The organism is Gilliamella sp. B14448G11, assembly GCF_016101765.1.
GTDB classification, from domain to species: domain Bacteria; phylum Pseudomonadota; class Gammaproteobacteria; order Enterobacterales; family Orbaceae; genus Gilliamella; species Gilliamella apicola_N.
On record NZ_JACFPX010000003.1, the window covers coordinates 102,949 to 127,952 of the forward strand.

Annotated in this window: 27 protein-coding genes; 20 read left to right on the plus strand and 7 right to left on the minus strand. The window is 35.3% G+C overall.

Annotated features, from left to right (window positions below):
* Positions 1 to 322 precede the first annotated feature (322 nt).
* Entirely contained in the window at positions 323 to 1,126 is an 804-nt protein-coding gene (gene suhB, locus H3S88_RS03035; RefSeq protein ID WP_086325961.1) for an inositol-1-monophosphatase, read from the plus strand.
* A 93-nt stretch (positions 1,127 to 1,219) separates the two neighbouring features.
* Here the strand turns inward: suhB and H3S88_RS03040 are convergent, their stop codons facing one another.
* Entirely contained in the window at positions 1,220 to 1,606 is a 387-nt protein-coding gene (locus tag H3S88_RS03040; RefSeq protein WP_065738234.1) for a helix-turn-helix domain-containing protein, read from the minus strand.
* Positions 1,607 to 1,962: 356 nt separating this feature from the next.
* Between H3S88_RS03040 and H3S88_RS03045 the strand changes: the two genes are divergently transcribed.
* The gene (locus H3S88_RS03045; protein ID WP_198227621.1) at positions 1,963 to 4,164 is read left to right on the plus strand and encodes a cation-translocating P-type ATPase; all 2,202 of its coding nucleotides are present in this window, start codon (positions 1,963 to 1,965) and stop codon (positions 4,162 to 4,164) included.
* Between the two features lie 54 nt (positions 4,165 to 4,218).
* Here the strand turns inward: H3S88_RS03045 and tilS are convergent, their stop codons facing one another.
* Positions 4,219 to 5,532 carry a tRNA lysidine(34) synthetase TilS gene (gene tilS, locus H3S88_RS03050; protein ID WP_198227619.1) on the minus strand — a complete coding sequence of 438 codons (1,314 nt, stop codon included), beginning with the start codon at positions 5,530 to 5,532 and terminating at the stop codon, positions 4,219 to 4,221.
* A gap of 11 nt (positions 5,533 to 5,543) precedes the next feature.
* Positions 5,544 to 6,761 carry a cystathionine beta-lyase gene (metC, locus tag H3S88_RS03055; protein ID WP_144092120.1) on the minus strand — a complete coding sequence of 406 codons (1,218 nt, stop codon included), beginning with the start codon at positions 6,759 to 6,761 and terminating at the stop codon, positions 5,544 to 5,546.
* Positions 6,762 to 6,859: 98 nt separating this feature from the next.
* On the opposite strand from metC, the gene H3S88_RS03060 reads away from it, so the two are divergent.
* Positions 6,860 to 7,477 (plus strand): 4'-phosphopantetheinyl transferase superfamily protein, encoded by a 618-nt coding sequence (locus H3S88_RS03060; RefSeq protein ID WP_039127752.1) that lies wholly within the window; start codon positions 6,860 to 6,862, stop codon positions 7,475 to 7,477.
* Positions 7,478 to 7,621: 144 nt separating this feature from the next.
* Here H3S88_RS03060 and H3S88_RS03065 read toward each other — a convergent pair whose 3' ends face one another.
* Positions 7,622 to 8,386 (minus strand): tyrosine-protein phosphatase, encoded by a 765-nt coding sequence (locus H3S88_RS03065; RefSeq protein WP_198227618.1) that lies wholly within the window; start codon positions 8,384 to 8,386, stop codon positions 7,622 to 7,624.
* A 101-nt stretch (positions 8,387 to 8,487) separates the two neighbouring features.
* Here H3S88_RS03065 and pepB point away from each other — a divergent pair, with 101 nt between their 5' ends.
* Both pepB and H3S88_RS03075 read left to right on the plus strand, forming a co-directional pair.
* A complete protein-coding gene (gene pepB, locus H3S88_RS03070) occupies positions 8,488 to 9,768 on the plus strand; it encodes an aminopeptidase PepB (protein ID WP_232352491.1) in 1,281 nt (426 codons plus the stop codon).
* Between the two features lie 66 nt (positions 9,769 to 9,834).
* The gene (locus H3S88_RS03075) at positions 9,835 to 10,884 is read left to right on the plus strand and encodes an SEL1-like repeat protein (RefSeq protein ID WP_198227616.1); all 1,050 of its coding nucleotides are present in this window, start codon (positions 9,835 to 9,837) and stop codon (positions 10,882 to 10,884) included.
* A 72-nt stretch (positions 10,885 to 10,956) separates the two neighbouring features.
* Here the strand turns inward: H3S88_RS03075 and H3S88_RS03080 are convergent, their stop codons facing one another.
* Positions 10,957 to 11,523, minus strand: coding sequence for a peptidylprolyl isomerase (locus tag H3S88_RS03080; RefSeq protein WP_198227613.1), 567 nt, complete (start codon positions 11,521 to 11,523; stop codon positions 10,957 to 10,959).
* Positions 11,524 to 11,813: 290 nt separating this feature from the next.
* Between H3S88_RS03080 and H3S88_RS03085 the strand changes: the two genes are divergently transcribed.
* The 3 genes from H3S88_RS03085 to robA all read left to right on the plus strand — a co-directional run bounded on the left by H3S88_RS03085 (position 11,814) and on the right by robA (position 14,152).
* Positions 11,814 to 12,485, plus strand: a complete 672-nt coding sequence (locus tag H3S88_RS03085; protein WP_039127738.1) for a phosphoribosyltransferase family protein — start codon at positions 11,814 to 11,816, stop codon at positions 12,483 to 12,485.
* Positions 12,486 to 12,556: 71 nt separating this feature from the next.
* Positions 12,557 to 13,138, plus strand: coding sequence for a Fe-S biogenesis protein NfuA (gene nfuA / locus H3S88_RS03090; protein ID WP_172398455.1), 582 nt, complete (start codon positions 12,557 to 12,559; stop codon positions 13,136 to 13,138).
* Positions 13,139 to 13,234: 96 nt separating this feature from the next.
* On the plus strand, positions 13,235 to 14,152 hold the full coding sequence (gene robA / locus H3S88_RS03095; protein WP_039127734.1) for an MDR efflux pump AcrAB transcriptional activator RobA: 918 nt from the start codon (positions 13,235 to 13,237) through the stop codon (positions 14,150 to 14,152).
* 43 nt (positions 14,153 to 14,195) lie between these two features.
* Here robA and trpR read toward each other — a convergent pair whose 3' ends face one another.
* The gene (gene trpR, locus H3S88_RS03100; protein WP_216355862.1) at positions 14,196 to 14,486 is read right to left on the minus strand and encodes a trp operon repressor; all 291 of its coding nucleotides are present in this window, start codon (positions 14,484 to 14,486) and stop codon (positions 14,196 to 14,198) included.
* Positions 14,487 to 14,497: 11 nt separating this feature from the next.
* The gene (sltY, locus tag H3S88_RS03105; protein WP_198227611.1) at positions 14,498 to 16,438 is read right to left on the minus strand and encodes a murein transglycosylase; all 1,941 of its coding nucleotides are present in this window, start codon (positions 16,436 to 16,438) and stop codon (positions 14,498 to 14,500) included.
* Positions 16,439 to 16,604: 166 nt separating this feature from the next.
* On the opposite strand from sltY, the gene iscR reads away from it, so the two are divergent.
* The 12 genes from iscR (at position 16,605) to rplB (ending at position 24,990) form a co-directional block, all read left to right on the plus strand.
* Positions 16,605 to 17,060, plus strand: a complete 456-nt coding sequence (gene iscR / locus H3S88_RS03110) for a Fe-S cluster assembly transcriptional regulator IscR (RefSeq protein WP_039127725.1) — start codon at positions 16,605 to 16,607, stop codon at positions 17,058 to 17,060.
* Positions 17,061 to 17,096: 36 nt separating this feature from the next.
* The gene (locus H3S88_RS03115) at positions 17,097 to 18,311 is read left to right on the plus strand and encodes an IscS subfamily cysteine desulfurase (RefSeq protein ID WP_039127722.1); all 1,215 of its coding nucleotides are present in this window, start codon (positions 17,097 to 17,099) and stop codon (positions 18,309 to 18,311) included.
* Positions 18,312 to 18,326: 15 nt separating this feature from the next.
* Positions 18,327 to 18,713 carry a Fe-S cluster assembly scaffold IscU gene (iscU, locus tag H3S88_RS03120; protein WP_025314376.1) on the plus strand — a complete coding sequence of 129 codons (387 nt, stop codon included), beginning with the start codon at positions 18,327 to 18,329 and terminating at the stop codon, positions 18,711 to 18,713.
* Positions 18,713 to 19,036, plus strand: coding sequence for an iron-sulfur cluster assembly protein IscA (gene iscA / locus H3S88_RS03125; RefSeq protein WP_025314377.1), 324 nt, complete (start codon positions 18,713 to 18,715; stop codon positions 19,034 to 19,036). The genes iscU and iscA overlap by 1 nt, the downstream gene beginning before the upstream one ends.
* Positions 19,037 to 19,050: 14 nt before the next feature.
* Entirely contained in the window at positions 19,051 to 19,569 is a 519-nt protein-coding gene (gene hscB, locus H3S88_RS03130; RefSeq protein WP_198227610.1) for a Fe-S protein assembly co-chaperone HscB, read from the plus strand.
* Between the two features lie 36 nt (positions 19,570 to 19,605).
* On the plus strand, positions 19,606 to 21,465 hold the full coding sequence (hscA, locus tag H3S88_RS03135) for a Fe-S protein assembly chaperone HscA (RefSeq protein WP_198227609.1): 1,860 nt from the start codon (positions 19,606 to 19,608) through the stop codon (positions 21,463 to 21,465).
* A gap of 14 nt (positions 21,466 to 21,479) precedes the next feature.
* Positions 21,480 to 21,818: an ISC system 2Fe-2S type ferredoxin gene (gene fdx / locus H3S88_RS03140; protein WP_034884110.1), complete on the plus strand. Its 339-nt coding sequence runs from the start codon at positions 21,480 to 21,482 to the stop codon at positions 21,816 to 21,818.
* Positions 21,819 to 22,259: 441 nt separating this feature from the next.
* Positions 22,260 to 22,571 carry a 30S ribosomal protein S10 gene (rpsJ, locus tag H3S88_RS03145; RefSeq protein ID WP_006120582.1) on the plus strand — a complete coding sequence of 104 codons (312 nt, stop codon included), beginning with the start codon at positions 22,260 to 22,262 and terminating at the stop codon, positions 22,569 to 22,571.
* A 31-nt stretch (positions 22,572 to 22,602) separates the two neighbouring features.
* Complete coding sequence (rplC, locus tag H3S88_RS03150) at positions 22,603 to 23,229, plus strand: 50S ribosomal protein L3 (protein WP_025314383.1); 627 nt, start codon at positions 22,603 to 22,605, stop codon at positions 23,227 to 23,229.
* Positions 23,230 to 23,245: 16 nt separating this feature from the next.
* Positions 23,246 to 23,848 (plus strand): 50S ribosomal protein L4, encoded by a 603-nt coding sequence (gene rplD, locus H3S88_RS03155; protein WP_025314384.1) that lies wholly within the window; start codon positions 23,246 to 23,248, stop codon positions 23,846 to 23,848.
* On the plus strand, positions 23,845 to 24,147 hold the full coding sequence (rplW, locus tag H3S88_RS03160) for a 50S ribosomal protein L23 (RefSeq protein ID WP_025314385.1): 303 nt from the start codon (positions 23,845 to 23,847) through the stop codon (positions 24,145 to 24,147). Before rplD ends, rplW begins: the two co-directional genes overlap by 4 nt.
* An 18-nt stretch (positions 24,148 to 24,165) precedes the next feature.
* Entirely contained in the window at positions 24,166 to 24,990 is an 825-nt protein-coding gene (rplB, locus tag H3S88_RS03165; RefSeq protein ID WP_025314386.1) for a 50S ribosomal protein L2, read from the plus strand.
* Positions 24,991 to 25,004: the final 14 nt, after the last annotated feature.

Here is a 25,004-nt window from a genome sequence, read left to right on the forward strand (position 1 = left end):
ATTGCGAATGGAAAGCCAATCATGCGATGAAAAAAGTTACGATAGATTGATTTAGTCATTTTTTTACCCTAATTGATCAGTAATTAACTGAACCGTTACCAATAAAATTTTCACTTAGATGCAACATATAGATGGAATAAATTTAGTAATAAGGTAAGCAATAAGGCTAGCGTTACGAGAATATGGCTATTTTAGCCATTAATCCTAACATAGTCTGGCAATGAAGTGGTAAAACCTTTATACTATGCCGTAAATTTTAGTATAACTGTGTAAGTTTTACTAAAACTATCCGTTCTTTAACATCATCAATTGGAAGAAATTTATGCATCCGATGCTTAATATTGCTATTCGCGCTGCTCGTAAAGCAGGTAATGTGGCCATAAAGGCTTATGAAAACCCTAGTTCAATCGAAATTGACACTAAAGGCGCCAACGATTTTGCTACTAATGCTGATCGCGCTGCTGAAGCTTTGATTATTGAGACAATCAAAAAAGCGTATCCTGATCATACGATTATTGCCGAAGAAAGTGGTTTGGCTAAAGGTAATGATGCTGAAACACAGTGGATAATCGATCCAATTGATGGTACGACCAATTTTATTAAAAATATTCCGCATTTTGCTGTTTCTATTGCTGCTCGTGTTAAGGGCAAAACTGAAGTTGCTGTGGTTTATAATCCAATGAGTAATGAATTATTTACTGCTGCGCGTGGTAAAGGTGCTCAGCTTAATGGTTATCGTATTCGTGTTAGTAACGCTAAAGATTTAGATGGTAGCGTACTCGCGACGGCATTTCCATTCAAGGCTAAACAACATAGTGATAGCTATTTTGCGGTTTTACAAAAGTTATTTACTCGATGTGGCGATTTTCGTCGTAGCGGCTCGGCAGCTTTAGATTTGGCTTATGTTGCAGCTGGTCGATTAGATGGCTTTTTTGAGATTGGTTTAAAACCATGGGATATCGCTGGTGGTGAATTGATTTTGCGTGAAGCTGGCGGTGTGATGACCGATTTTGCTGGTAATAATAATTATATGGTTTCTGGTAATGTGGTAGCTGGAAATCCTAGAATTGTTAAAGATCTATTAGTTTCAACTCAAAACGATTGGCCAGAAAAATTACGTAACTAATTTTTAGATTAAAATAGCAGGGTTACTCACACCCTGTTATTTTTCATATAGTTTTTGAGTATGTATCTAACTTATTGAGTTAAATTTTCATAATTAATCTGTTAGCTCAACCATTGAACAATTAACCTCTAATCCTTGGCTATCCAAGCAGTGGTTACCCCATTTATACATTGCTTTTAATACGGGTTTAATACTTTTACCAAAATCGGTTAATGAGTACTCGACTTTTGGTGGGACAACTGGAAATACTCTGCGATGAATTAAGCCACTTGTTTCAAGTTCGCGTAGTTGCTGGGTGAGCATTTTAGGTGTGGCACTTGGAATCTCTTTACGTAATTGAGAATATCTCAGTGTTTTTGTTGTCATCAATTTCCATAAAATTAAAGATTTATATTTTCCTCCAATGATATTTATTGTTGTCTCAACAGGGCAGCGGATAGTAGGTTTATAATCTTCATTAGAATCTGATTTATTCTTCATTTTAATGCCTCAATAGTACCTTTTTGGGAAGTATATATCAAAAAAGTGCATTCTTGCTAAAAGAATGATAAACATTAGAATAGTCATTAAATAGGTTAGTAGTCGCGTTTGTGTTGCTATTCTTACAGAAGCATAACCTTTGAAGTTATGGTTATTATTAATGAGGTATAAAAAGAGTTTTTTGTAAATGCCTATAAGCTATTTGATATCAATTAATATAACAAGCCTTTTTAATAAAGACAAAAAGTAACCTGTCTCTATTTGTTAAAACAACAGTATACTTTGTTGGAAAATAGTTTCTTAATATTCAGCCAATACTAAATCCAAACAACATCGGCAATTAAGGGATGCATCAAATGAAAACAGTTGAATACAATTTTTTTGTTGAGGATATGAGCTGCGCATCATGCGTTAGTCGAGTTGAGAAAGCACTAAAGAAGATTGATGGTGTGATTGACGTCAGTGTTAATCTTGCTACAGAAAAAGCAACCGTTAACGCTAATGCCAATGTTAAATTAGAAACATTAATGTCGGCAGTAGACAAAGCAGGTTATCATGCAGTTAAAATTAACGATCAACAAACTCATATTAAGGATGCTGAGAAACAAGCATCGCTTTGGCCGATTATTATCTCTGTTTTATTAGCGATACCTTTTGTTCTGCCTATGTTACTTGAACCCTTCGGGATACATTTGATGATGCCCGCTTGGTTACAATTAATAATTGCGTCGATTGTACAATTTGGGTTAGGTGCTAAATTTTATCGCAGCGGTTTCAATGCCGCTAAAGCGTTGTCCGGTAATATGGATTTACTGGTCGCTATTGGTACTAGTGCTGCTTATGGCTTATCACTGTATCAGTGGATGATCGGTAATAATGATCACCTTTATTTTGAGTCATCAGTTGTTATTATTACCTTAATCTTGATTGGTAAATGGTTAGAGTCAAGAGCGAAACATCAAACAACCCAAGCTATCGAAGCACTGTCTGCCTTACGACCTGATATTGCTTTAGTTAGGCGGGGCGATCAAGAGATAAGTTTGCCCATTAACCAAGTTGTTGTTGGTGATGTAGTGATAGTGAAGCCTGGTGAACGTATTCCTGTTGACGGTATCGTGATTGAAGGTGCATCAAGTAGTGATGAGTCGATGTTAACTGGTGAAAGTTTTCCAGTCAACAAAGCAGTCAATGATATTGTCACAGGTGGTACTATCAATGGTGAAGGATTGTTAATGGTAAAAACAACGGCAATTCAAGCTGATTCTACCTTATCAAAGATTATTAACATGGTAGAGTCTGCTCAAGCTAAAAAAGCACCCATTCAGCGAATTGTAGATCGAATTAGCGCGATTTTTGTACCTGTGATTTTATTGATTGCGCTTATTACATTACTTGCATGGGGCGTGATTTCTCAGGATTGGCAACAAGCTTTACTTCATGCTGTCGCGGTGTTAGTGATTGCTTGCCCATGTGCTTTAGGACTAGCAACACCAACGGCAATTATGGTGGGTACTGGCGTTGCGGCTCGTCATGGTATTTTGATTAAAGATGCCGAAGCCCTTGAAACATTACACAACGTTAATACCGTAGCGTTCGATAAAACAGGAACTTTAACCATTGGTAAACCTGAATTGGTTGAAATGGATGTGATAGGGACACAAACCCCTGAGCAAATATTAGCGATCGCTGCATCGTTACAAGCAGGTAGTGAGCACCCACTAGCAAAAGCAATTCTAAAAAAAGCAAAACAGCATAGTTATGCTCAAAATATTACTTCTGTAACAGGTTCGGGTGTCATGGCAACGATTGATAACACTGAATACTATTTAGGTAGTTTGCGTTGGATGAAATCATTAAACGCCCATTTTGTGGATATGGACGATAAAATCAATGAGCTAACTAATAAAGGTTATACAATTTCATTTTTAGCAAAACAACAGTTAGAAGCAAACGTTGTGATATTAGCTCTATTTGGCTTTTCAGATGTCATAAAAGAAGAAGCAAAAACTGCGATTACAGCACTGCATCAGCTAAATGTTAAAACGGTAATGTTAACCGGAGATAATCAACAAGCTGCTAATTATGTAGGACAGCAATTAAATTTAGATAAGGTTATTGCTGAGGTTTTACCGCAAGATAAAGCGAATTATATTTATCAATTACAAAAAGAAAGTCAAAACACTAACAATAGTGATAGCAATCATAAGGTTGCGATGGTGGGTGACGGTATTAATGATGCGCCAGCTTTAGCTGCGGCTGATATTGGTATTGCAATGGGTACGGGAACCGATGTGGCAATGCATGCGGCCAGTATTACTTTAATGCGTGGCAATCTGTTTTTAATTGCTGATGCTATTGATATCTCTCGAAGAACCTATAATAAAATTAAACAAAATTTATTTTGGGCATTTTTCTATAACTTAATTGGCATTCCACTGGCTGCCTTAGGTTTCTTAAATCCAATGATAGCCGGCGCTGCTATGGCACTTAGCAGTGTAAGTGTGGTGACTAATGCTTTATTGTTAAAACGATGGAAAGCTCGTTCTGAGTCAAAATAATTTGATATTTTATAATTTAAATTAAGGAGATGTATTGTCTCCTTATTTTTTAAATTATAGAGTATTACTCAGATTAAACCCAACTTGTGAACCCTTACCTTGTTCGGTCACAAATACCCCAACGGCAGTAATTAATTGTTCATTATAATAAATTAAAGGAATACGGGTACGCATCCAAGGTGGAATATGATGCTCTTGCCACAATTTTTTTATCGATCGAGATCCTTTGCGCTGAACAATTTGAAATTGACCTTGTGCATGAAAACGAACTGAAACAGTTTCCTCTTTTTGCGGTAAACGGCAAATTAAATCGGTTTGATAATTGGGCTGTAATACGCCTAAATTATCCGGCAAGGTTAGCGATGTACTTAGATCCCAAGGCAAGATTTGCTGTTCGATATCTTGATATAAAGGCAACAAATAGAGCCGGTTTTGATATCGGCGAATTTGCCAATTATGCAAAATAAATTGTGGATTAGCGTCTTCTTTTGCTAAAGCCACTGTTTGCCAAATTAGTGATAACTGTTTTTGGCTTGGCATATTAATCTGTTTAGATCGAAACCACATGCGCAATATAGCATTACGTTTGTAGTCCGAATAGTTATATAACGGTGTTAAACATAACTGCCCTTCAGGTGTTGTAATGAGTTTAAAATCAGCTAACAGTAGCTCGTTAAGTAGTATTTCTTGCTGTTGACATAATTCGGCACTGCGAGCAACCATTTGTGAAAAATGAGGCCAACGTTGGTTAAGTGTTGGTAGAACATTTAAACGTAAAAAGTTGCGATCGTAATGGTCATCTTGATTACTTTCATCTTCTATCCAACTTAATTGGTGCTGATTGGCGTACTGTTCAATCTCTTGACGAGATATCGTTAGTAATGGTCTAAGATGCTGACCATTTTCAAGTGGCATAGCGGATAAGCCCGCTGGACCACTTCCACGCTTTAACGCTAAAAAGAACGTTTCACATTGATCATCAAGGTGCTGGGCTGTACATAAAAACTCATTATTTTTTAAATGTCGATAGATAGCTTGGTATCGAGCTTCTCTAGCTTGTTCTTCAATATTGCCCGCCGATCTATCAAGTTTGACTTTTTCAATAATCAAAGGAACTTGCCAAGTATGGCATTGTTGCTGGCAATGTTCAGCCCAACTATCAGCGTTTTCGCTTAAACCATGGTGAATATAAATGGCTCTAAATTGTAAATTTTGCAATTGTTGCTTTAGGGTGACTAATGCATGCATTAATACGGTCGAATCAACGCCACCACTAAAAGCAACGAGTAGCGATTGCCGACCGTTTAGGTGTTGTAAAATGGTTTGTTCTATAATACTTTTAGTCTTAGCTTGGTTTTGATGGTTCATCCGCTATCCATTTACACTAAACTTTGTAACGCATTAACTTTGTTTTTATGTAATTTGATTCTATCTAAGCCTGCAGCAAGATCGGCAATTAAATCATCAGGATCTTCAAGACCAATATGTAACCGGATTAGTGTACCTGTGAAATCAACACCGGATACTGGTCGTATTTTTACTAGATCTTCAGGTTGATTGGCTAAAATTAATGATTCAAATCCACCCCATGAATAAGCCATTGAAAAGTGAGTCATATTATCTAAAAAATCAGATAATTGAATATCACTTAAATGATCTTTAAGTACAAATGAAAATAAGCCACTAGCACCGCTAAAATCGCGTTTAAAAAACTCATGCCCTTTACAACTTGCTAATGCAGGGTGATTAACGGTTGCAACTTTAGGATGATTGGCTAACCAGTTTGCCACTTTTAAACTGCTTTCGTGATGTTGCTTGAGTCTAACCGCTAGAGTTCGTAATCCACGAGCTGCCATATAGGCGGTATCTGCATCACACATTTGTCCCATTAAATAAGAACGTTCACGTAAGGTATCCCAACAACGTTGATTGGCAACGGCTGTGCCTAGCATTGCGTCGGAATGTCCGATTAGATATTTTGTACCAGATTGAATTGAAATATCAACATCATGCTCTAAGGCTTTAAATAAAACACCTGCTCCCCATGTATTATCCATCATAATAACAATTTCTGGATTAACACTGCGAATCGCTTTAACTATAGCTGGTACATCATGTACTTCCATAGTAATGGAACTTGGTGATTCAAGAAACACGACTTTTGTATTCGGTTGGATATAATTGGTAATATACCGTCCAATCAAAGGTGAAAAATAATCCGTTTCAACCCCAAAATCTTTTAATATATGTTCACAAAATTCTTGTGTTGGTTCGTAACTGGCTTCTGACACAAGGATATGATCGCCTTTTTTTACAAAAGCTAAAATGGTATTAGCAATGGCTGCTGCACCACATGGATAAAGGTAACAACCTGCGCCACCTTCAATTTCGGCCATTGCATCTTGCAAGGCAAAATGAGTTAGTGTGCCACGACGACCATAAAATAGCGCTCCTTTAGCTCGATTTTCCATTGCCTCTTTTTTGGCTTCTAATGAGTCAAAGACCAGAGATGATGCTCGCTGAATAACTGAGTTGACTGCTCCTTGGGTATAACGTTTTTTTCGACCGGCATGAACTAATTCTGTTTGTAATGACATGATGCATCCTTAGTGATCTAATAAATTTCGATAACAGTTAGCATAGCATGCTGTTAAAATAGTAAAAAATAATTTTTGTTTAAAATGGCTTATATAAAATGTTAATTGTCCAACTTGCCCATTTAGACACGGTGGAAGTCAACTATTCACTATTATCAAAACAGATCATTCACGATGCTGAATTATTCAATGGCAGACGTAAAAAACAGTTTTTAGTCTGTCGTTCAATCTTAGCTAGCTTGCTTAATCAGTATTGTCAAATTGCTATTTTGCCAACTATGGTCATAGGTGATAATAATCGACCTTGTTTTTTAGATCGCAATCTTCCTGATTTTAATATCAGTCATAGTCAAGATTGGGTAGCGGTTGCAATATCGTTAGATGGTAGAGTTGGACTTGATATAGAAGTTGCTCGCCCACGTAAAAATTACTTAGATGTAGCCAAAAACTTTTTTGCGGATGCTGAGTATCAGTGGATGATGCAACAAGCAGATACCTTAACGGCCTTTTGGCAGCTTTGGACTTTAAAAGAATCAGCACTTAAATTATATGCTAAAGGCGTCTGGCAAATAAAATCAGTAAAAGTAGATATTGAAAAGCAGTTGATCAGCGCACCATTTGGGCAACATTTTTATTATCAATATCAGCAAGTTGCATCAGTTCATCTTGCTGTTAATCATAATAAACCTATCACCGAATTTATCTTACAATCTTAGTAAATAAATACGCTGTTCGATATTGATCCTGTAATAGGATTAATGAAATGAGTTTATTCTATACTTGTAATAAGTAATCCCAACTTACTTATAATAAAGGTAAAATGATTGTTAATAAGGGGATAGTAAACCCCCTTATTTTATTTAAATTAGGTAAATATCTTGAAGAATTTTCCTGTTTTTATCATCTAATTGATATTCTTTAATTAACCAATTGTCGATTGTGTCATATCGTTTTTTGATTTCATCAATAGCCGCACTTAAAAACTCTTCTTTAGCTGCGAAAATAGTTTTTTGTTTTTCAAATTCTTCTGGTGATAATTTATTTTTATTTTGACTAAGTATGGCTTCACGATAATCATTTAAATAGCGTTCCGTGAGTAAATAATCTTGCATAACCACTTCTTCACTCACACCCAATGCAAATAGGGTTAAGGCAACACCTACACCTGTTCTATCTTTACCTACTGCACAGTGTTGCACTAACGGTTTACCGTTGGCATTGAGTAGCAGCGATATTAGCTTTTTATATGCTACATTATTAAATGGTAATAATTGATAAAGTTTAACCATAAAATCAAAAGGTGAGTATTTTTTCATAATGAAAATATCATCACTGGTTAGGCTTGCTGTAATTTCATCACTTAATGGGTTTGCAGGCACATTAATATATTGACTGTTATTCCAAAGATTATCGGGATTACGATCAATTTCATGTTGATCTCGATAATCTAATACATAATGCAAATTAAGCTCATCAGATAAAAAGTTTTTTTCACTATCATTAAGGCGTGAAAACTCACCTGAACGATACAACATTCCTGAGCGGATTTGACGACCATCACTGGTTTTAATGCCACCTAAGTCACGAAAATTGATTCCATTTTTGATTTGTACAACTGATGTCATTATAGGTCCTTATTTATGCTTAACTTTGCTTGCTATATTAACATGTTTCTGATTAGAATTGATTCATCGTTTTTGCATTATTATTGTTTGAGGAATTTATTATGTCGACTTTATCTATATTACTTTCGGAAAAACCTGCTCCATCAAAGTGGGGTAAAGATGCATTACTCAGTTTTTCAGAAGATGCTGTTACCATTCATTATCAACCCGAGCATCGACATGGTGCCATTCAGCGAGCTGCACGAAAATTAGATAATCAAGGTATTAAATCAGTTAAACTTAGTGGTGACAATTGGGATTTAGAGTCATGTTGGCATTTTTGGATTGGTTATCGTAATGCTAAAAACAATAATAAAGTCAGTTGGGCAAAATTAAATAAGAAAGATAAGCAAGAACTAAAAAATCGCTTAGCCATCATTGATTGGTGTCGAGATATTGTTAATCAACAAGCAGAAACATTAAGTCCTTTAGAATTAGCAACACAAAGTGCAAAATTAATTAGCAATTATTCTTCTGATATTTCCTATAATATTATTTCAGGAGAAGCACTTAAAGAACAAGATTATATGGGCATCTACACAGTTGGTAAAGGTTCTGACAGACCAGCTGCCTTACTTGAGCTTGATTATAATCCGACTAAAAATCCAAAAGCACCAATTATTGCTTGCCTAGTCGGGAAAGGGATTACTTTCGATTCTGGAGGTTATAGTTTAAAACCAAGTAGTTTTATGGAATCAATGCGATCGGATATGGGTGGCGCGGCATTGGTGACTGGTGCTTTGGCTCTTGCTATTGCTCGCGGAGTCAATCATCGCATCAAACTTTATTTATGCTGTGCTGATAATTTGGTAAGTGGTAATGCATTCAAACTAGGTGATATTATTCGTTATCGTAATGGTAAAACAGTTGAAGTTGATAATACCGACGCCGAGGGTCGCTTGGTTTTAGCTGATGGATTAATTAGTGCAGATAATGATAATCCTCATTATATCATTGATTGCGCAACGCTTACTGGTGCCGCAAAAATTGCTGTAGGTAACGATTATCAATCATTACTCTCATTTGATGACAAATTTGCTAATCAGTTATTAGCAAGTAGCCAAGCTGAACATGAGGCATTTTGGCGATTACCATTAGCTGATTTTCACCGTTCTCAATTTCCATCCTCGTTTGCTGATATGGCAAATTCTGGATTACCGAATACCGCGGGTGCAAGCACTGCCGCCGCATTTCTGTCCCATTTTATAAAAAATTATAAACAAAATTGGCTACACATTGACTGTTCAGCTACATTCCGCAAAAGCGCAACCGCTTTATGGGCAACTGGAGCAACAGGCATTGGGATAAGAACGCTTGCTAATTTGTTAAATGTATTAAAATGATTTTTAATAACTTCATGATTAATTGAATAAAATTTTAAAAAAGTTTATAAATATATAAGGAATATCATGAAAATAAAAAAATTACTATTAGTTATGCCTATCTTATTTTCTTTTGCTGCTTATGCGGGGGATTGTACAACAGAATTTGAAAATAAAAATTATGAAAAGGCACTTATTGAATGTACACAAGAAGCAGAAAAAGGTAGTTCAGAAGCGCAGTATCTTTTAGGTCACTTATATTTTCAGGCTACAACAGGAGTTGAGCAAGATGAGGCACTATATCAAAAGGCTATTTATTGGTTTACAAAATCAGCCGAACAAGGTTATGTAGATGCACAATATGCTCTAGGCGAATTGTATCATAAAAGTGATAGTGAATTACAAGATTACCAAAAAGCGTTATTTTGGTATGAGAAAGCTGTAGAACAAAATGACCCCCCATCGCAACATAATTTAGCTATTATGTATGAATATGGTCATGGCGTTGAACAAAATATACAAAAAGCTTTAACTTTGTATATAAAATCAGCTGAACAAGGTTATATAGATGCACAATACGCGTTAGGAGTTATGTATAATCAAGGTGATAGAATAGAACAAGATAAACAAAAAGCGATATTTTGGTATGAAAAAGCTGCAGAACAAAATGACTTCAACTCACAATTTAATTTAGCTCTTATGTATGATGAAGGTGATGGCGTTGAACAAAATAAACAAAAAGCAGCATTTTGGTATACTAAAGCAGCCGAACAAGATGTACCAAATGCACAATACAAGTTAGGACTTATGTATGATAAAGGTGATGGAATAGAACAAGATAAACAAAAAGCGGTATTTTGGTATGAAAAAGCTGCAGAACAAAATAACTTCAACGCACAATATAATTTAGCTCTTATGTATGATGAAGGTGATGGAGTTGAACAAAATAAACAAAAAGCAGCATTTTGGTTTACTAAAGCAGCCGTACTAGATGTATCATCAGTACAATACAAGTTAGGAATTATGTATGATAAAGGTGATGGGGTTGAGCAAAACAAATTATTAGCTAATAGGTATTTTAAACAGTCCTGTGAGCGGGGTTTTGACAAAGCTTGTGATAAATTAAAAAATAATTAAATTTTTGAGGAAAACCATCTTAAATGATTAAGATGGTTTTTTTTAGGTTTTCATCTCATTTTAAATAATTTATTATTTTTCTTCAATAACAGTTGCCTTTTTAATATAAACCGGCTCAACAGGTACATTTTGATGAGGTCCTACACGGTGAGTTGCTACATTTACAATCTTATCAACAATATCCATTCCTTTAATCACTTTACCAAAAACGGCATAACCGTAATTTTCAGGTGATTGGTAATTAAGAAATTCGTTGTTTACAGTGTTGATAAAGAATTGGCTAGTTGCACTATCCACATCGCTCGTTCTTGCCATGGCTATTGTGCCTCGATTGTTCTTTAAACCATTATTTGCTTCATTTTTTATCGGAGCATTACCATCTTTAAATTTTAATTGATCATCGGCACCACCACCTTGAATCATAAAACCAGGTATAACGCGATGGAACGTTAAATTTTCATAAAATCCACTGTTAACATACTCAAGAAAGTTTTTAGTGGTTATTGGCGCATGTTCGCTATCTAATTCAATTTCAATATCACCCTGACTTGTTTGTAATAAAACTTTAGTGTCAGCGAAAGCAACACTAGTAAAAAGAGTTAATAGCAATGATATAAATAATAATTTGATTTTTTTCATTTATTATTTCCTTAATCCGATATAGTTGGTTGATTATACCTAATATTTGATTATTTTAAATAATTTTTATGTAAAATCCGATGAAATTATGTGTCATAGATCGCAATTTTATTTTTTGTTAATTATAAGTTTTATAAAACATTTATATAAATAAACTTATTTGATTGTGATATTGGTATAACGTTTTAATTCGTATCCATATTAATTTTGATATTGAGCGAAATGAATAAGCCATTTTTATATTGAAACGTTATGTTAACCTGAAACTTTTTTACAAAAAAGTAAACTATATGCGTTGTATTTTATGTAATATGCCTTTATTTTTATCTCATCATGGTATTTGCAGTCAATGTGTTAAAAATCTACCTAAATTCAATAAAATTTGTTGCCAATGTTGTCTACCCCATTCATTATCAACGAATGTATGCTATCGATGCCGAGAACATAAACCTTATTGGGACGAACTTATTGCTGTTAGTGAATATATTCATCCATTGAAAAACTTAATTCATCAATTAAAATTTTATAAAAAAGTTGAATTAAACCTAGCATTAGCGAGATTAATGTTTTTAGCATGGTATCAACGACGAGAAACAGAAGGTTTAGCTAAACCAGATTTGGTTACATGTGTGCCTTTGCATCATCTTCGATATTGGTCACGAGGCTATAATCAAGCCGAATTGTTGGCAAAGCCTATTGCTAAATGGTTAAATTGTGATTTTTATCCTCATCTGTTATCAAGAAAGAAAAATGCAACAGATCAAAAGAAATTATCACTTAAACAAAGAATGAGCAATGTTGAGACACTTTTTGTTTGTAACCAAAATGTTGCTAATAAATCAGTGATGCTTATTGATGATATTGTTACTACTGGTAATACTATAAATGCTATTAGTCAACAATTAAAACAATGCGGAGCAACCCGTGTTCAGATAATTTGTTTATGTCGAACGGTATTGTAAAATCCTAAACAGTCCCTATAATAACCAAGAAAGTTAGTCAACTATTATAAATGGTGTTAAAGTGAGGAGTTATGTCTATTATTACTATTTCTGAATCAGCTCAACAGCACTTTAAAAAATTGCTTGCTAATCAACCAGAAGGCACACAAATTAGAGTATTTGTTATGGATCCGGGTACGCCTAGTGCAGAATGCGGAGTTTCGTATTGTCCGGCCGATACCGTTGAAGATAATGATATAGAAGAAAAGTATGCGGATTTTTCAGTGTATATCGATGAATTTAGTGCCCCATTTTTGGAAGAAACTGTAATTGATTATGTGACAGATGAATTTGGTGCACAGTTAACATTAAAAGCACCAAACTCTAAAATGAAAAAAGTTGCTGATGATGCTCCGTTAATTGAGCGAGTCAACTATGTGATTCAAGCGCAGATTAACCCTCAGTTAGCAAGTCATGGTGGGCGTGTAAATTTAGTTGAGTTGACCGACGATAACTATGTCATCTTACAATTTGGCGGCGGATGTAATGGTTGTTCAATGGTTGATTATACTTTAAAAGAAGGTATCGAAAAGCAATTAATGGTCGAATTTCCTGAGCTTGCAGGAGTGAAAGATATTACTGAACATCAAGCAGGTACACATTCATTTTGTTAAAATGCATGGAAAATAATTTTTATTTAGAACTTGCTTATTGCTGGGATTAAGTCATAATCAAGGGTTATGTGTCTGTTCACTTTATGATGGGGTTTTATGAATCAAGTTAGTATTATTTCAGATCTTATCGTTTGGATTGAGAAAAATTTAGAACAGCCATTGTCTATTGATAATGTATCGCAAAAGTCTGGTTATTCAAAGTGGCATCTACAACGTATGTTTAAAGAAGTGACGGGTCAAGTTCTTGGAACTTATATTCGTCATCGTCGCTTAACTTATGCAGCGCTCTCTTTGCGTATGACCAGTAAACCCATTTTAGACATTGCTATGCAATATCGTTTTGATTCGCAACAAACATTTACCCGATCTTTTAAAAAACAGTTCAATGAAACTCCAGCAAGTTATCGTCGAGGTGAATTTTGGGATCCAGCAGGATTAACACCAGCAATTGAGCTTAATAAAAATCAGCTTTCACTACCTGAACCCAAATTTGTTGATATGCCGAAACAGACTTTTTGGGGAATTTCTTTCAAAAATAATTGTAATTTAGGGCAATTATTAGACGAAGAAAATAGACTTAGAACACAGTTTTTTCATAATTATTTATCCCGTTGTACAAATAAAAACGAAGATTTGCCTGATAAAATCTATGCTTTTAGTCGCATATTAAAAAGCAAAGATAATACCAATGAACAAGAATTACTTTATACTATTGCATTAGATCATAATAATAATCTTGAACATATTGAAGAAGTTGTCAGTGAAGGTGGATTATATCTTTGCTTTAAATATATTGGTTCACCAGATAACTTTAGAGATTTCATTTCTCAAGTACATTTAGCCGCAATGCCAGCTCTAAAAGTTCGGTTGCGTAGTTCCAGCTGTTTAATCGAAATCCATCATAATCTTCATGATGATACGGTTGCCTCTGTTAAAGATATTAAGACTATGGAATGTGATTACTGTGTGCCAGTTGTTACAGAAACTGAGGTTAATATCCAACAAAATTTATAACTCTGATTGTTACAAGTGTAACGAATAGATATTAGCTAGTGTTTTAGTTATCTGAGCTTAATAGAATATTCTCTAACCATTTTTTAAATTCAGGTGTTGCCTCTTTTAGACTATTAGAACCTCGAGTTACTGTAGCAATGCCTATTTTTAGTTGATCTTTTAGTTGTCGTTGGTTGATTGAACCGTCAAGTAATGAATGTATGATTTTTACTCGAGTTATCAATGCATCACGCTCATCGGCGGTCATTAATAATTTTAATATATCAATTGAATAACCATCATTAAATGCTTGGTGTAATAGCTTAACGGTTTGTTGCCATTCATTAGTTTTCATTATAGTCACCATTAATATTGTTTATTAAATTCATGCTGAGTCAAAATATGTGGATTTTTTTTACCTAAAATTATTTGATAGATATAGTCATAAACTAAAACACTTTTCACGTAATTACGTGTTTCAGTAAATGGAATACTATCAATAAAAGCAACGGCATCAAGTTTTCCACCACTCTCTTTTAACCATCGTTTAACGCGATTGGGTCCAGCATTATAAGCAGCTGAAGATAATATCCGATTATTACCATTTTGTAGATAAATTGAATTTAAATAGTAACTACCCAATTGTATGTTGATTTCAGGATCGAACAGTTGTATTGATGAAGTATAAGTAAGTAAGCCCATTTTTTTAGCTGTTTCTTTAGCGGTTGCAGGCATCAGTTGCATTAATCCTCTGGCTCCAGCTGAAGATTGTACCGAGGTATCAAGCGCACTTTCTTGACGAGAAATAGCTAAAGCATAAGAAAGAGGGATAGCTTTATCTTTTAGGGTATCATGGTATAAGTCTTGGTACATGATGGGCAAGCGTTCATTCCAGTTATTCCATAATTTGCCTACAATCGTTGCTTGAATACTTAGATCACCCCAACCTTTATGTAAAGCATATTGAGCCAATTTTAGATATTCATTACTATCCACTTGATTGTTTAGCATATATCGCCATTCTCTGCTTGATTCTGGCAACATTCCTAAACTACGTAATTCATTAATTCTTTTCACAAATGGTTTATCATCAAACTTAGACTTTAATGCTGAAATTTCGGTATGAGTAATTTTTTTTGATTGATTATTAAGAGAATAATGTCGATTCAGCGTTTGCGCACTGATCATCCCATAAAAACCACGTTTAGCTGTGAGTGTTTGTAAAATACTATTAGCTTCTTTTTTTCGATTATTTTTTAATAACACTCGTGCTTTCCAATATTGCCAATCTTCTTTTAATTGATCTTCTGGTGATAGTTGTTCTAACCAATAAGCAATATCCTTGTAATTATTTTCATCAATAGCTAAACGAATACGTTTTTCAACCAAAGATGAATCATGGCTTTTAGCAATATAATTATCTCGCCATTTAATTTGTTCATAAGTGGCTGAATCATTAAAGTAACGGTTTGCTAAACTTTTTTGCAATAAACTTTGTTCATTTTCATTTAATTTTTGCTGTTTGATGAATTGTGGTAATAAGGTCTCAGCTAATTCTATATCGACTTTAGTTAAACGAGAAAATGATGCTAAAATAATCTTTTTAGTAAAAGAACTCGCTTTAATATTTTTTGAAAAGTCGTCTAATTTTCTCGGATTATCAAATAAAGCTAGTAAATTATTTTTAGTTGTTTTGTAATCCTCATCTAATAAATTTGCTAGATACCGAGCTAATTTTAAATTATTCGCTTCAACTGCCAATTCAATACGTAATAATATTAAATTGTTTGTTCGTTTACCGGCTTTAGCCCAAGCATTAAGTAATGGATCACATGCAGAAGAAAGATCTTTTCCTGTCATCCAAAGTGTTTCTACATCTTTAAAAACTGATTTATCTCCGTTTTTCATGAGTAAAGCATATTGGTAGCGACAATTAGAAGATATTGAATTATCTTTGGGGAATGAAATTATTGAACTCCAATCTTGGCGATTTGTTAACTCTTTCAAGTAGGATTGGGTTAAAGAGTTTGTTAAAGGAAAATCCTGATTTTTCTTTACAAAATCGCTAACTACATCAGGGGAGACAACTTTTATATTTTTTTGAAAAAATTGCACAGCAGCGTAAGGATATAATGGATAATTTTTTATGGTTGCAAGTAATGTTTTTTGTTCTTGAAAATTTAACGATTGATAAGAGTTAATCCATTTTTGATAATTTTCTCGTAACATTTTTTGAGAATTATTTGCGAAAGCGTTACTTGTAAATATTAAACTTATTATCAATAAGTAACGTGATACCAATTTCATCCTTTTAGCTCCCATATGAATTTATCTAACTAGATTAGCATATTTCATTGTGTTTCGTCGATGATGAACTAAAAGGGGATAATTCCCACTAAAATAGTCAACTAAATACTTGACTAAAATAAAAGGATATATACAATAAATATTATAACACATAGGGGGATGATTAATGAAATTGACATCAAAAGGAAGATACGCGGTAACTGCAATGTTGGATGTAGCATTACATTCTGATTCAGGACCTGTATCACTTGCCGATATTTCAGAACGTCAAGAAATCTCACTTTCTTATCTTGAACAATTATTTGCGCGGTTACGAAAAAATGGTTTAGTAACCAGCGTTAGAGGCCCTGGTGGGGGTTATGTGCTGAGTCGGTCAATGGATCAAATTGCGATTAGCTCAATTGTAAAAGCCGTTGATGAGACGGTACATGCAACTAAGTGTCACGGTCAAGATGGCTGTCAAGGTGGTGTTAGATGTCTAACTCATACACTATGGAATGATTTAAGTGAGCGAATTGAAGACTTTTTAACCAGTATTACACTTAGCGAATTAGTCAATAATAATGAAGTTAAAGCCGTAGCTAATCGACAAAGTAATATACGACACGTCAGCATTAATTAAAAAATAAAATACAGAATTTGTTATTGGGAGTAATTAATGAAATTACCTATTTATATGGATTATGCAGCTACAACACCCGTTGATCCTAGAGTTGCTGAAAAAATGATGCAGTATTTAACACCAAATGGTATTTTTGGTAATCCTGCATCTCGTTCTCATAAATTTGGTTGGCAAGCCGAAGAAGCGGTTGATATTGCTCGAAATCAAATTGCAGATCTTATTGGTGCTGATTCCCGCGAAATTGTATTTACTTCAGGAGCAACGGAGGCTGATAACTTAGCTATTAAAGGTGCAGCGCATTTTAATAAAGCTAAAGGTAAACATATTATTACTTGTAAAACGGAACATAAAGCGGTACTTGATACTTGTCGTCAACTTGAACGTGAAGGTTATGAAGTGACTTATTTGGCTCCAGAGTCTAATGGGATACTGGATTTAGATAAGCTTGCAGCAGCCATGCGCAGTGATACAACCGTTGTATCAATTATGCATGTCAATAATGAAACTGGTGTCATTCAAGATATCGAAAAAATTGGTGAGATGTGTCGTGAAAGAGGTATTGTTTTTCATGTTGACGCAACCCAAAGCGTTGGTAAATTACCCATTGATCTGTCTAAATTAAAAGTTGATCTTATGTCATTTTCTGGACATAAAATTTATGGGCCAAAAGGGATTGGTGGACTTTATGTTAGACGTAAACCTCGTGTTCGTATTGAAGCGCAAATGCATGGTGGTGGTCATGAGCGCGGTATGCGTTCTGGTACGTTGCCAGTGCACCAAATCGTTGGTATGGGCGAAGCATATCGTATAGCTAGAGAAGAAATGGCAACTGAAATGCCACGTTTGTTAGCGTTAAAAAATCGCTTATGGAATGGCTTAAAAGATATCGAAGAAGTTTATCTTAATGGTTCTTTAGAACATAGTGTCCCTAATATATTAAATGTAAGCTTTGCTTATATTGAAGGTGAGTCACTTATGATGGCTTTAAAAGATTTAGCCGTATCATCCGGTTCAGCATGTACTTCTGCAAGTTTAGAGCCGTCTTATGTATTGAGAGCACTTGGCCTTAATGATGAACTTGCACATAGCTCAATTCGATTCTCATTTGGTCGATTTAGTACTGAAGAAGAAGTAGATTATGTTATTAAACTAATTAAAGATTCTATTGGTAAATTAAGGGAATTATCTCCACTTTGGGAAATGTTCAAAGATGGTGTTGATCTAAGCAAAATCAAATGGTCAGCCCATTAAAATTAGGAGTAAATTATGGCATACAGTGAAAAAGTAGTTGATCACTATGAAAACCCTCGTAATGTTGGTTCTTTTGATCAAAATGATCCTAATGTTGGTAGTGGCATGGTTGGTGCACCAGCATGTGGTGATGTTATGCGTTTACAAATCAAAGTAAATGATGACGGTATAATTGAAGATGCTAAATTTAAAACTTATGGTTGTGGTAGTGCAATTGCATCAAGTTCTTTAGTTACTGAGTGGATTAAAGGTAAATCTTTGGATGAAGCGCAAGCAATCAAAAATACAGATATTGCTAAAGAACTTGAGCTACCACCTGTTAAAATTCACTGTTCGCTTTTAGCGGAAGACGCAATTAAAGCAGCAATTGATGACTATAAAACTAAAAAAGGTCAAAGTTAATGGCAATTACACTAACAAATAGCGCCGCTAATCGTGTTCAGGCTTTTCTTGCCAATCGTGGAAAAGGGGTAGGATTGCGGTTAGGCGTTAAAACATCCGGTTGCTCTGGTATGGCATATGTTTTAGAGTTTGCTGATATTATTAATGATGATGATAGTGTGTTTGAAGATAAAAATGTTAAAGTCATCGTTGATAAAAAAAGTTTGGTTTATATCGATGGTACCGAACTGGATTTTGTTAAAGAAGGATTAAACGAAGGTTTTAAATTTAATAATCCCAATGCACAAAATGAATGTGGCTGCGGTGAAAGCTTTAATGTGTAATTGGGGTAATGAACATGCCTAATTACTTTGAACTATTTGATTTACCTGTTAAGCTACCAGTAGATGTTTCGTTACTAACAGCGCATTATCAACAATTACAAAGACAATATCATCCAGATAATTTTGCCACTGCTAATGATAACGATAAAATGGTGATGGTACAAAAATCAGCAATGATTAATGACGGTTATCATACACTGAAAAATCCTATTAAAGCTGCTGAACATTTGTTGTCTCTGCAAGGTTTTGATGTGGCAACTGAGCAAAATATTATTCATGATGCTGATTTTTTAATGGAACAATTTGTTTTACGTGAAAAATTAGAAGATATTGAAAGTCAGGATGATTTTGTTATATTAGATGACTTTCATTCGCAAGTTTTTGCGCGTCAACGTGATGTTTATAAAGAATTATTAGAATTTATTGACAAACAAGATTGGGAAGCAGCCCTTAATCAAATCTTTAAAATCCGCTATTTAACTAGATTGATAGAACAAATCGAAAAGTTACAAGAAAAACAATATGCTTTATAATTTTAGTTAAGCATATATCAATTAGAGACAATTCAAATGGTATTATTACAAATTAGTGAACCTGGACAAACTCCTGAACCTCATCAGCGCCGTTTAGCTGTGGGAATTGATTTGGGGACAACTAATTCACTAGTTGCTACTGTGCGTAGCGGACAAACCGAAGTGTTACCAGATTTGGATAATGATTTTCTATTACCTTCAGTTGTTCATTACGGCTTAGATGTTGATGATAATCTTGTTATTACCGTTGGTAAGCATGCAAAATCTAATGCTGTAAATGATCCTCAAAACACGGTGAGTTCTGTTAAACGGTTAATGGGTAGAAACTTATCTGATGTTGATGCTGTACATTTTCCTTATACTTTTTCACAAACGGATAATGGTGTTCCATTATTGAATTTGCCTAATAATCAAGTTAACCCAATACAAGTCTCCTCGGAAATTTTGATCGCTTTAGCTCAACGTGCAAAACAGAGTTTAGGTGGTGAAATTGATGGTGCTGTAATCACAGTGCCAGCCTATTTTGATGACGCGCAACGGCAAGCAACTAAAGATGCGGCTAAATTAGCTGGGTTGCATGTTTTAAGATTATTAAATGAACCAACTGCTGCTGCTATCGCTTATGGTTTAGATACTGGCAAAGAAGGCGTTATTGCAGTTTATGATTTAGGTGGCGGTACATTTGATATTTCTATTTTGCGTCTACATAAAGGGGTATTTGAAGTTTTAGCAACTGGTGGTGATTCAGCACTAGGTGGTGATGATTTTGACCGATTGCTTGCTGATTATTTAAAAAATGAATTAGGTTTAGAAAATAATACTGATCCTTATATAAACCAAAAAATTATCGATGAAACAGTTAAAATAAAAATAGCATTAAGTCAGCAAGACTTAGCTTTAGCTAATATAGAAGGTCAATCTTTAACTATAACGCGTCAACAATTTCAAGACTTAATTGAACCTTTAGTTAAACGAACTTTGGCGGTTTGTCGCCGAGCATTAAGAGATGCTGAAATCAATATTGATGAAGTGGTTGAAGTTGTCATGGTCGGTGGATCAACTCGTGTCCCTTTAGTTCGACAATTAGTGGGTGATTTTTTTAGAAAAGAGCCTTTAACTTCCATTGATCCTGATAAAGTTGTTGCTATTGGTGCGGCAATACAAGCTGATATTCTGGTTGGTAATAAGCCCGATTCAGATATGTTATTGCTTGATGTTATTCCTTTATCTTTAGGAATAGAAACAATGGGGGAATTAGTGGAAAAAATCATCCCTCGTAACAGCACAATACCCTGTGCAAGAGCTCAAGAATTTACCACATTTAAAGATGGCCAAACAGCTATGATGATTCATGTGTTACAAGGCGAGCGTGAAAGTGTTGCAGATTGCCGATCGTTAGCTCGTTTTACGCTAAGAGGTATTCCCCCAATGCCTGCTGGCGGAGCACATATTCGTGTTACTTTTCAAGTTGATGCTGATGGTTTATTAAATGTTACTGCAATGGAAAAATCAACAGGTGTTGAAGCTGCGATTCAAGTTAAGCCATCTTATGGTCTAACTGATAATGAAATTGCTAACATGATTCAAGATTCAATCAATTATGCCCAGCAAGATAAACAAGTAAGAATGCTTGCCGAACAAAAGGTTGAAGCGGCTAGAGTACTAGAGAGTTTACAAAGTGCTTTAGATAAAGATGCTGATCTATTAAATGAGCAACAGCTTAATCAGATTTTAATCGCTAAGCATCAGTTACAGGCCGTAAGTGAATTAGATGATAGTGATGCTATCAAAAAGCATATTAAGATTGTTGATAATATGACACAAGAGTTTGCTGCTAAACGTATGGATAGATCAATTCGTCAAGCCTTAACTGGCCATAAAGTTGATGATATTTAACAAACGAGATTATTATGCCCAAAATTACATTTTTACCTAATGCTGATCTTTGCCCTGAAGGCAAAACAGTTGAAGCTGAAGAAGGTGAATCTATTTTAGAAGTTGCACTTCGTAATGATATTGAAATTGAACATGCATGTGAAATGTCTTGTGCATGTTCAACATGCCATTGTATTGTTCGTAAAGGTTTTGATTCGCTAGAGGAAAGTGATGAACAAGAAGATGATATGCTTGATAAAGCTTGGGGAGTCGAGCCTCATAGTCGACTAAGTTGCCAAGCTCGAGTTGCTGATGAAGATCTTGAAGTTGAAATTCCAAGATATAGTTTAAATCATGCCAAAGAAGATCATTAAAAAGACCGCCATAATGGCGGTTTTATCTATCACAATTTGATTTAAATTTCTGCAAAGCGCTTTTCTTTCCTTAAATAATCTATTTTAAAAAGGATGTTTGAAGAATGATATATTGTAATTAAATTCACTCTTCAAGCGTCAAAACTCGTAATTATACCTATTATTTAAAAAATGTTTGTTAGTTAAATAATTATCTACATACTTTATTAATTACTCCTTGCATTCATTTATAATTTACGTATAATTGACGCACTTTGTTTGTTGATTTTTCAACAGCAAATGCGTATAAAGATATAGTTAATATGTAATATATTGAATTATATCAACAATACTTCCGATTTGGGGGTTACGAAAAGAACGGATTACACTCTCCTGTCAATCGAAACAGGGTAGGAGGAGTAGTCTTTTGTTATAACTTTTAAATAATGGAGCTCTGGTCTCATGTCGAACCAAAGAATCCGTATCCGGTTAAAAGCGTTTGATCATCGTTTGATTGATCAATCAACTGCTGAAATTGTAGAAACTGCGAAGCGCACAGGTGCGCAAGTTCGTGGTCCTATTCCATTACCGACACGCAAAGAGCGTTTCACTGTATTGATTTCTCCGCACGTAAATAAAGATGCGCGAGATCAATATGAGATTCGCACTCACAAACGTCTAGTTGATATTGTTGAGCCAACTGAAAAAACAGTTGATGCCTTAATGCGTCTAGATCTTGCTGCCGGTGTTGATGTGCAGATCAGTTTAGGTTAATCCTAAGCTGAATGATTGAGAGGTCGAAACAATGATTGGTTTAATCGGTCGTAAAGTGGGAATGACACGAATCTTCACTGAAGAAGGTGTTTCTATTCCCGTCACCGTAGTAGAAGTTCAAAGCAACCGCGTTACTCAAGTTAAAACTCTTGAGAATGATGGTTATCAAGCTATTCAGGTTACTACTGGCAGCAAAAAAGCAAGCCGCGTAAATAAACCTGAAGCAGGTCATTTCGCTAAGGCTGGCGTTGAAGCTGGTCGTGGTCTATGGGAATTCCGTTTTGAAGAAGGCGAATTTACTGTAGGTCAAAGTATTAACGTTGATATTTTCACTGACGTTAAAAAAGTTGATGTTACTGGAACATCTAAAGGTAAAGGTTATGCTGGTGTAACTAAACGCTGGAATTTCCGTACTCAAGATGCAACTCATGGTAACTCTTTGGCACACCGTGGTCATGGCTCTATCGGTCAAAACCAAACTCCAGGTAAAGTGTTCAAAGGTCGTAAAATGGCAGGTCACTTAGGTAATGAACGTGTAACTGTTCAAAACTTAGATATTGTGCGTGTTGATGCAGAACGTAACCTTTTATTAATTAAAGGTGCTGTTCCAGGCGCAATCAATAGTGACGTAATTGTTAAACCGGCAATCAAGGCTTAACGTCGAGGAGATAGAGATGGAATTAGTAGTAAAAGACGCGCAAGCGCTTTCTGTTTCCGAAACTACCTTCGGACGTGAGTTTAATGAAGCGTTAGTTCACCAAGTAGTTGTTGCTTATGCATCTGCTGCTCGTCAAGGCTCTCGCGCACAAAAAACTCGTGCAGAAATCGCTGGTTCAGGTAAAAAACCATGGCGTCAAAAAGGCACAGGTCGTGCTCGTTCAGGTTCTATTAAGAGCCCAATCTGGCGTAGTGGTGGTGTGACATTTGCAGCAAAACCACAAGATCATAGCCAAAAAGTTAACCGTAAAATGTATCGTGGTGCATTAAAGAGTATTTTCTCTGAATTAGTGCGTCAAGAACGTTTAGTTGTGGTTGAAACATTCACTGTTGAAGCACCTAAGACTAAATTATTAACTCAGAAATTAAATGATATGAACCTTAATGATGTTCTTATTATTACTTCTGATGTTGATGAAAATCTTTTCTTAGCAGCACGTAACTTACATAAAGTTGATGTGCGTGATGTGGCAGGTATTGATCCAGTTAGTTTGATTGCATTTGACAAAGTGGTTATCACTGTTGATGCTGTTAAACAAGTAGAGGAGATGTTAGCATGATTCGTGAAGAGCGTCTGCTTAAAGTCCTGCGAGCACCACATATTTCTGAAAAAGCATCTATTTCAATGGAAAAAACAAATACATTAGTATTGAAAGTTGCTAAAGATGCTACTAAGAGAGAGATTAAAGCCGCAGTTGAACAACTATTTGAAGTTAAAGTAGATGGCGTTAATACACTTGTTGTTAAAGGCAAAGTTAAACGTCGTGGTCAACAAATCGGTCGCCGTAGCGACTGGAAAAAAGCTTACGTTACTTTAGCAGAAGGTCAAAATTTAGACCTTGCTGGCGTCGCTGAGTAATTCGGAGGAGTAAGAACAATGGCAGTTGTTAAGTGTAAACCTACATCTCCGGGTCGTCGCCACGTTGTTAAAGTGGTTAACCCAGAGTTGCATAAAGGTAAGCCTTATGCACCGTTGCTTGATTCAAAAAGCAAAACTGGTGGTCGCAATAATAATGGTCGTATCACTACCCGTCATATCGGTGGTGGTCATAAACAACATTATCGTATTGTTGACTTTAAGCGTAATAAAGATGGTATTCCAGCAGTTGTTGAACGTTTGGAATATGATCCAAACCGTAGTGCAAATATTGCATTGGTTTTATATAAAGACGGTGAACGTCGTTATATTTTAGCGCCTAAAGGCTTAAAAGCAGGTGATCAGATCCAATCTGGTGTTGATGCATCAATTAAAACAGGTAACTGTTTACCGATGCGCAATATTCCAGTCGGTTCTACCGTGCATAATATTGAAATGAAACCAGGTAAAGGCGGACAACTTGCTCGCTCTGCTGGTAGTTATGTTCAAATCGTTGCGCGTGATGGTGCTTATGTAACATTACGTCTACGTTCAGGTGAAATGCGTAAAGTGTTATCTGATTGCCGTGCCACCATTGGTGAAGTTGGTAACTCAGAACATATGCTTCGCGTATTAGGTAAAGCGGGCGCAGCGCGTTGGCGTGGTGTTCGTCCTACCGTTCGTGGTACAGCAATGAACCCGGTAGACCATCCACATGGTGGTGGTGAAGGTCGTAACTTTGGTAAACATCCTGTGTCTCCATGGGGTCAAAAAGCCAAAGGATTGAAAACGCGTAGCAACAAACGTACTGATAAGTATATTGTTCGCCGTCGCAATAAGAAATAATTAATATAGAGGAT

What these genes read in the sequence shown, in the direction of transcription:
- H3S88_RS03115 (WP_039127722.1), top strand. Translation starts at nt 17,097, where the DNA reads ATGAAATTACCTATTTATATGGATTATGCAGCTACAACACCCGTTGAT.
- pepB (WP_232352491.1), top strand. Translation starts at nt 8,488, where the DNA reads ATGTCGACTTTATCTATATTACTTTCGGAAAAACCTGCTCCATCAAAG.
- hscB (WP_198227610.1), top strand. Translation starts at nt 19,051, where the DNA reads ATGCCTAATTACTTTGAACTATTTGATTTACCTGTTAAGCTACCAGTA.
- tilS (WP_198227619.1), bottom strand. Translation starts at nt 5,532, where the DNA reads ATGAACCATCAAAACCAAGCTAAGACTAAAAGTATTATAGAACAAACC.
- robA (WP_039127734.1), top strand. Translation starts at nt 13,235, where the DNA reads ATGAATCAAGTTAGTATTATTTCAGATCTTATCGTTTGGATTGAGAAA.
- suhB (WP_086325961.1), top strand. Translation starts at nt 323, where the DNA reads ATGCATCCGATGCTTAATATTGCTATTCGCGCTGCTCGTAAAGCAGGT.
- hscA (WP_198227609.1), top strand. Translation starts at nt 19,606, where the DNA reads ATGGTATTATTACAAATTAGTGAACCTGGACAAACTCCTGAACCTCAT.
- metC (WP_144092120.1), bottom strand. Translation starts at nt 6,761, where the DNA reads ATGTCATTACAAACAGAATTAGTTCATGCCGGTCGAAAAAAACGTTAT.
- nfuA (WP_172398455.1), top strand. Translation starts at nt 12,557, where the DNA reads ATGTCTATTATTACTATTTCTGAATCAGCTCAACAGCACTTTAAAAAA.
- trpR (WP_216355862.1), bottom strand. Translation starts at nt 14,486, where the DNA reads ATGAAAACTAATGAATGGCAACAAACCGTTAAGCTATTACACCAAGCA.
- rplC (WP_025314383.1), top strand. Translation starts at nt 22,603, where the DNA reads ATGATTGGTTTAATCGGTCGTAAAGTGGGAATGACACGAATCTTCACT.
- H3S88_RS03040 (WP_065738234.1), bottom strand. Translation starts at nt 1,606, where the DNA reads ATGAAGAATAAATCAGATTCTAATGAAGATTATAAACCTACTATCCGC.
- H3S88_RS03060 (WP_039127752.1), top strand. Translation starts at nt 6,860, where the DNA reads ATGTTAATTGTCCAACTTGCCCATTTAGACACGGTGGAAGTCAACTAT.
- rplW (WP_025314385.1), top strand. Translation starts at nt 23,845, where the DNA reads ATGATTCGTGAAGAGCGTCTGCTTAAAGTCCTGCGAGCACCACATATT.
- iscU (WP_025314376.1), top strand. Translation starts at nt 18,327, where the DNA reads ATGGCATACAGTGAAAAAGTAGTTGATCACTATGAAAACCCTCGTAAT.
- rplB (WP_025314386.1), top strand. Translation starts at nt 24,166, where the DNA reads ATGGCAGTTGTTAAGTGTAAACCTACATCTCCGGGTCGTCGCCACGTT.
- rplD (WP_025314384.1), top strand. Translation starts at nt 23,246, where the DNA reads ATGGAATTAGTAGTAAAAGACGCGCAAGCGCTTTCTGTTTCCGAAACT.
- iscA (WP_025314377.1), top strand. Translation starts at nt 18,713, where the DNA reads ATGGCAATTACACTAACAAATAGCGCCGCTAATCGTGTTCAGGCTTTT.
- H3S88_RS03080 (WP_198227613.1), bottom strand. Translation starts at nt 11,523, where the DNA reads ATGAAAAAAATCAAATTATTATTTATATCATTGCTATTAACTCTTTTT.
- rpsJ (WP_006120582.1), top strand. Translation starts at nt 22,260, where the DNA reads ATGTCGAACCAAAGAATCCGTATCCGGTTAAAAGCGTTTGATCATCGT.
- H3S88_RS03065 (WP_198227618.1), bottom strand. Translation starts at nt 8,386, where the DNA reads ATGACATCAGTTGTACAAATCAAAAATGGAATCAATTTTCGTGACTTA.
- iscR (WP_039127725.1), top strand. Translation starts at nt 16,605, where the DNA reads ATGAAATTGACATCAAAAGGAAGATACGCGGTAACTGCAATGTTGGAT.
- H3S88_RS03075 (WP_198227616.1), top strand. Translation starts at nt 9,835, where the DNA reads ATGAAAATAAAAAAATTACTATTAGTTATGCCTATCTTATTTTCTTTT.
- H3S88_RS03045 (WP_198227621.1), top strand. Translation starts at nt 1,963, where the DNA reads ATGAAAACAGTTGAATACAATTTTTTTGTTGAGGATATGAGCTGCGCA.
- fdx (WP_034884110.1), top strand. Translation starts at nt 21,480, where the DNA reads ATGCCCAAAATTACATTTTTACCTAATGCTGATCTTTGCCCTGAAGGC.
- H3S88_RS03085 (WP_039127738.1), top strand. Translation starts at nt 11,814, where the DNA reads ATGCGTTGTATTTTATGTAATATGCCTTTATTTTTATCTCATCATGGT.
- sltY (WP_198227611.1), bottom strand. Translation starts at nt 16,438, where the DNA reads ATGAAATTGGTATCACGTTACTTATTGATAATAAGTTTAATATTTACA.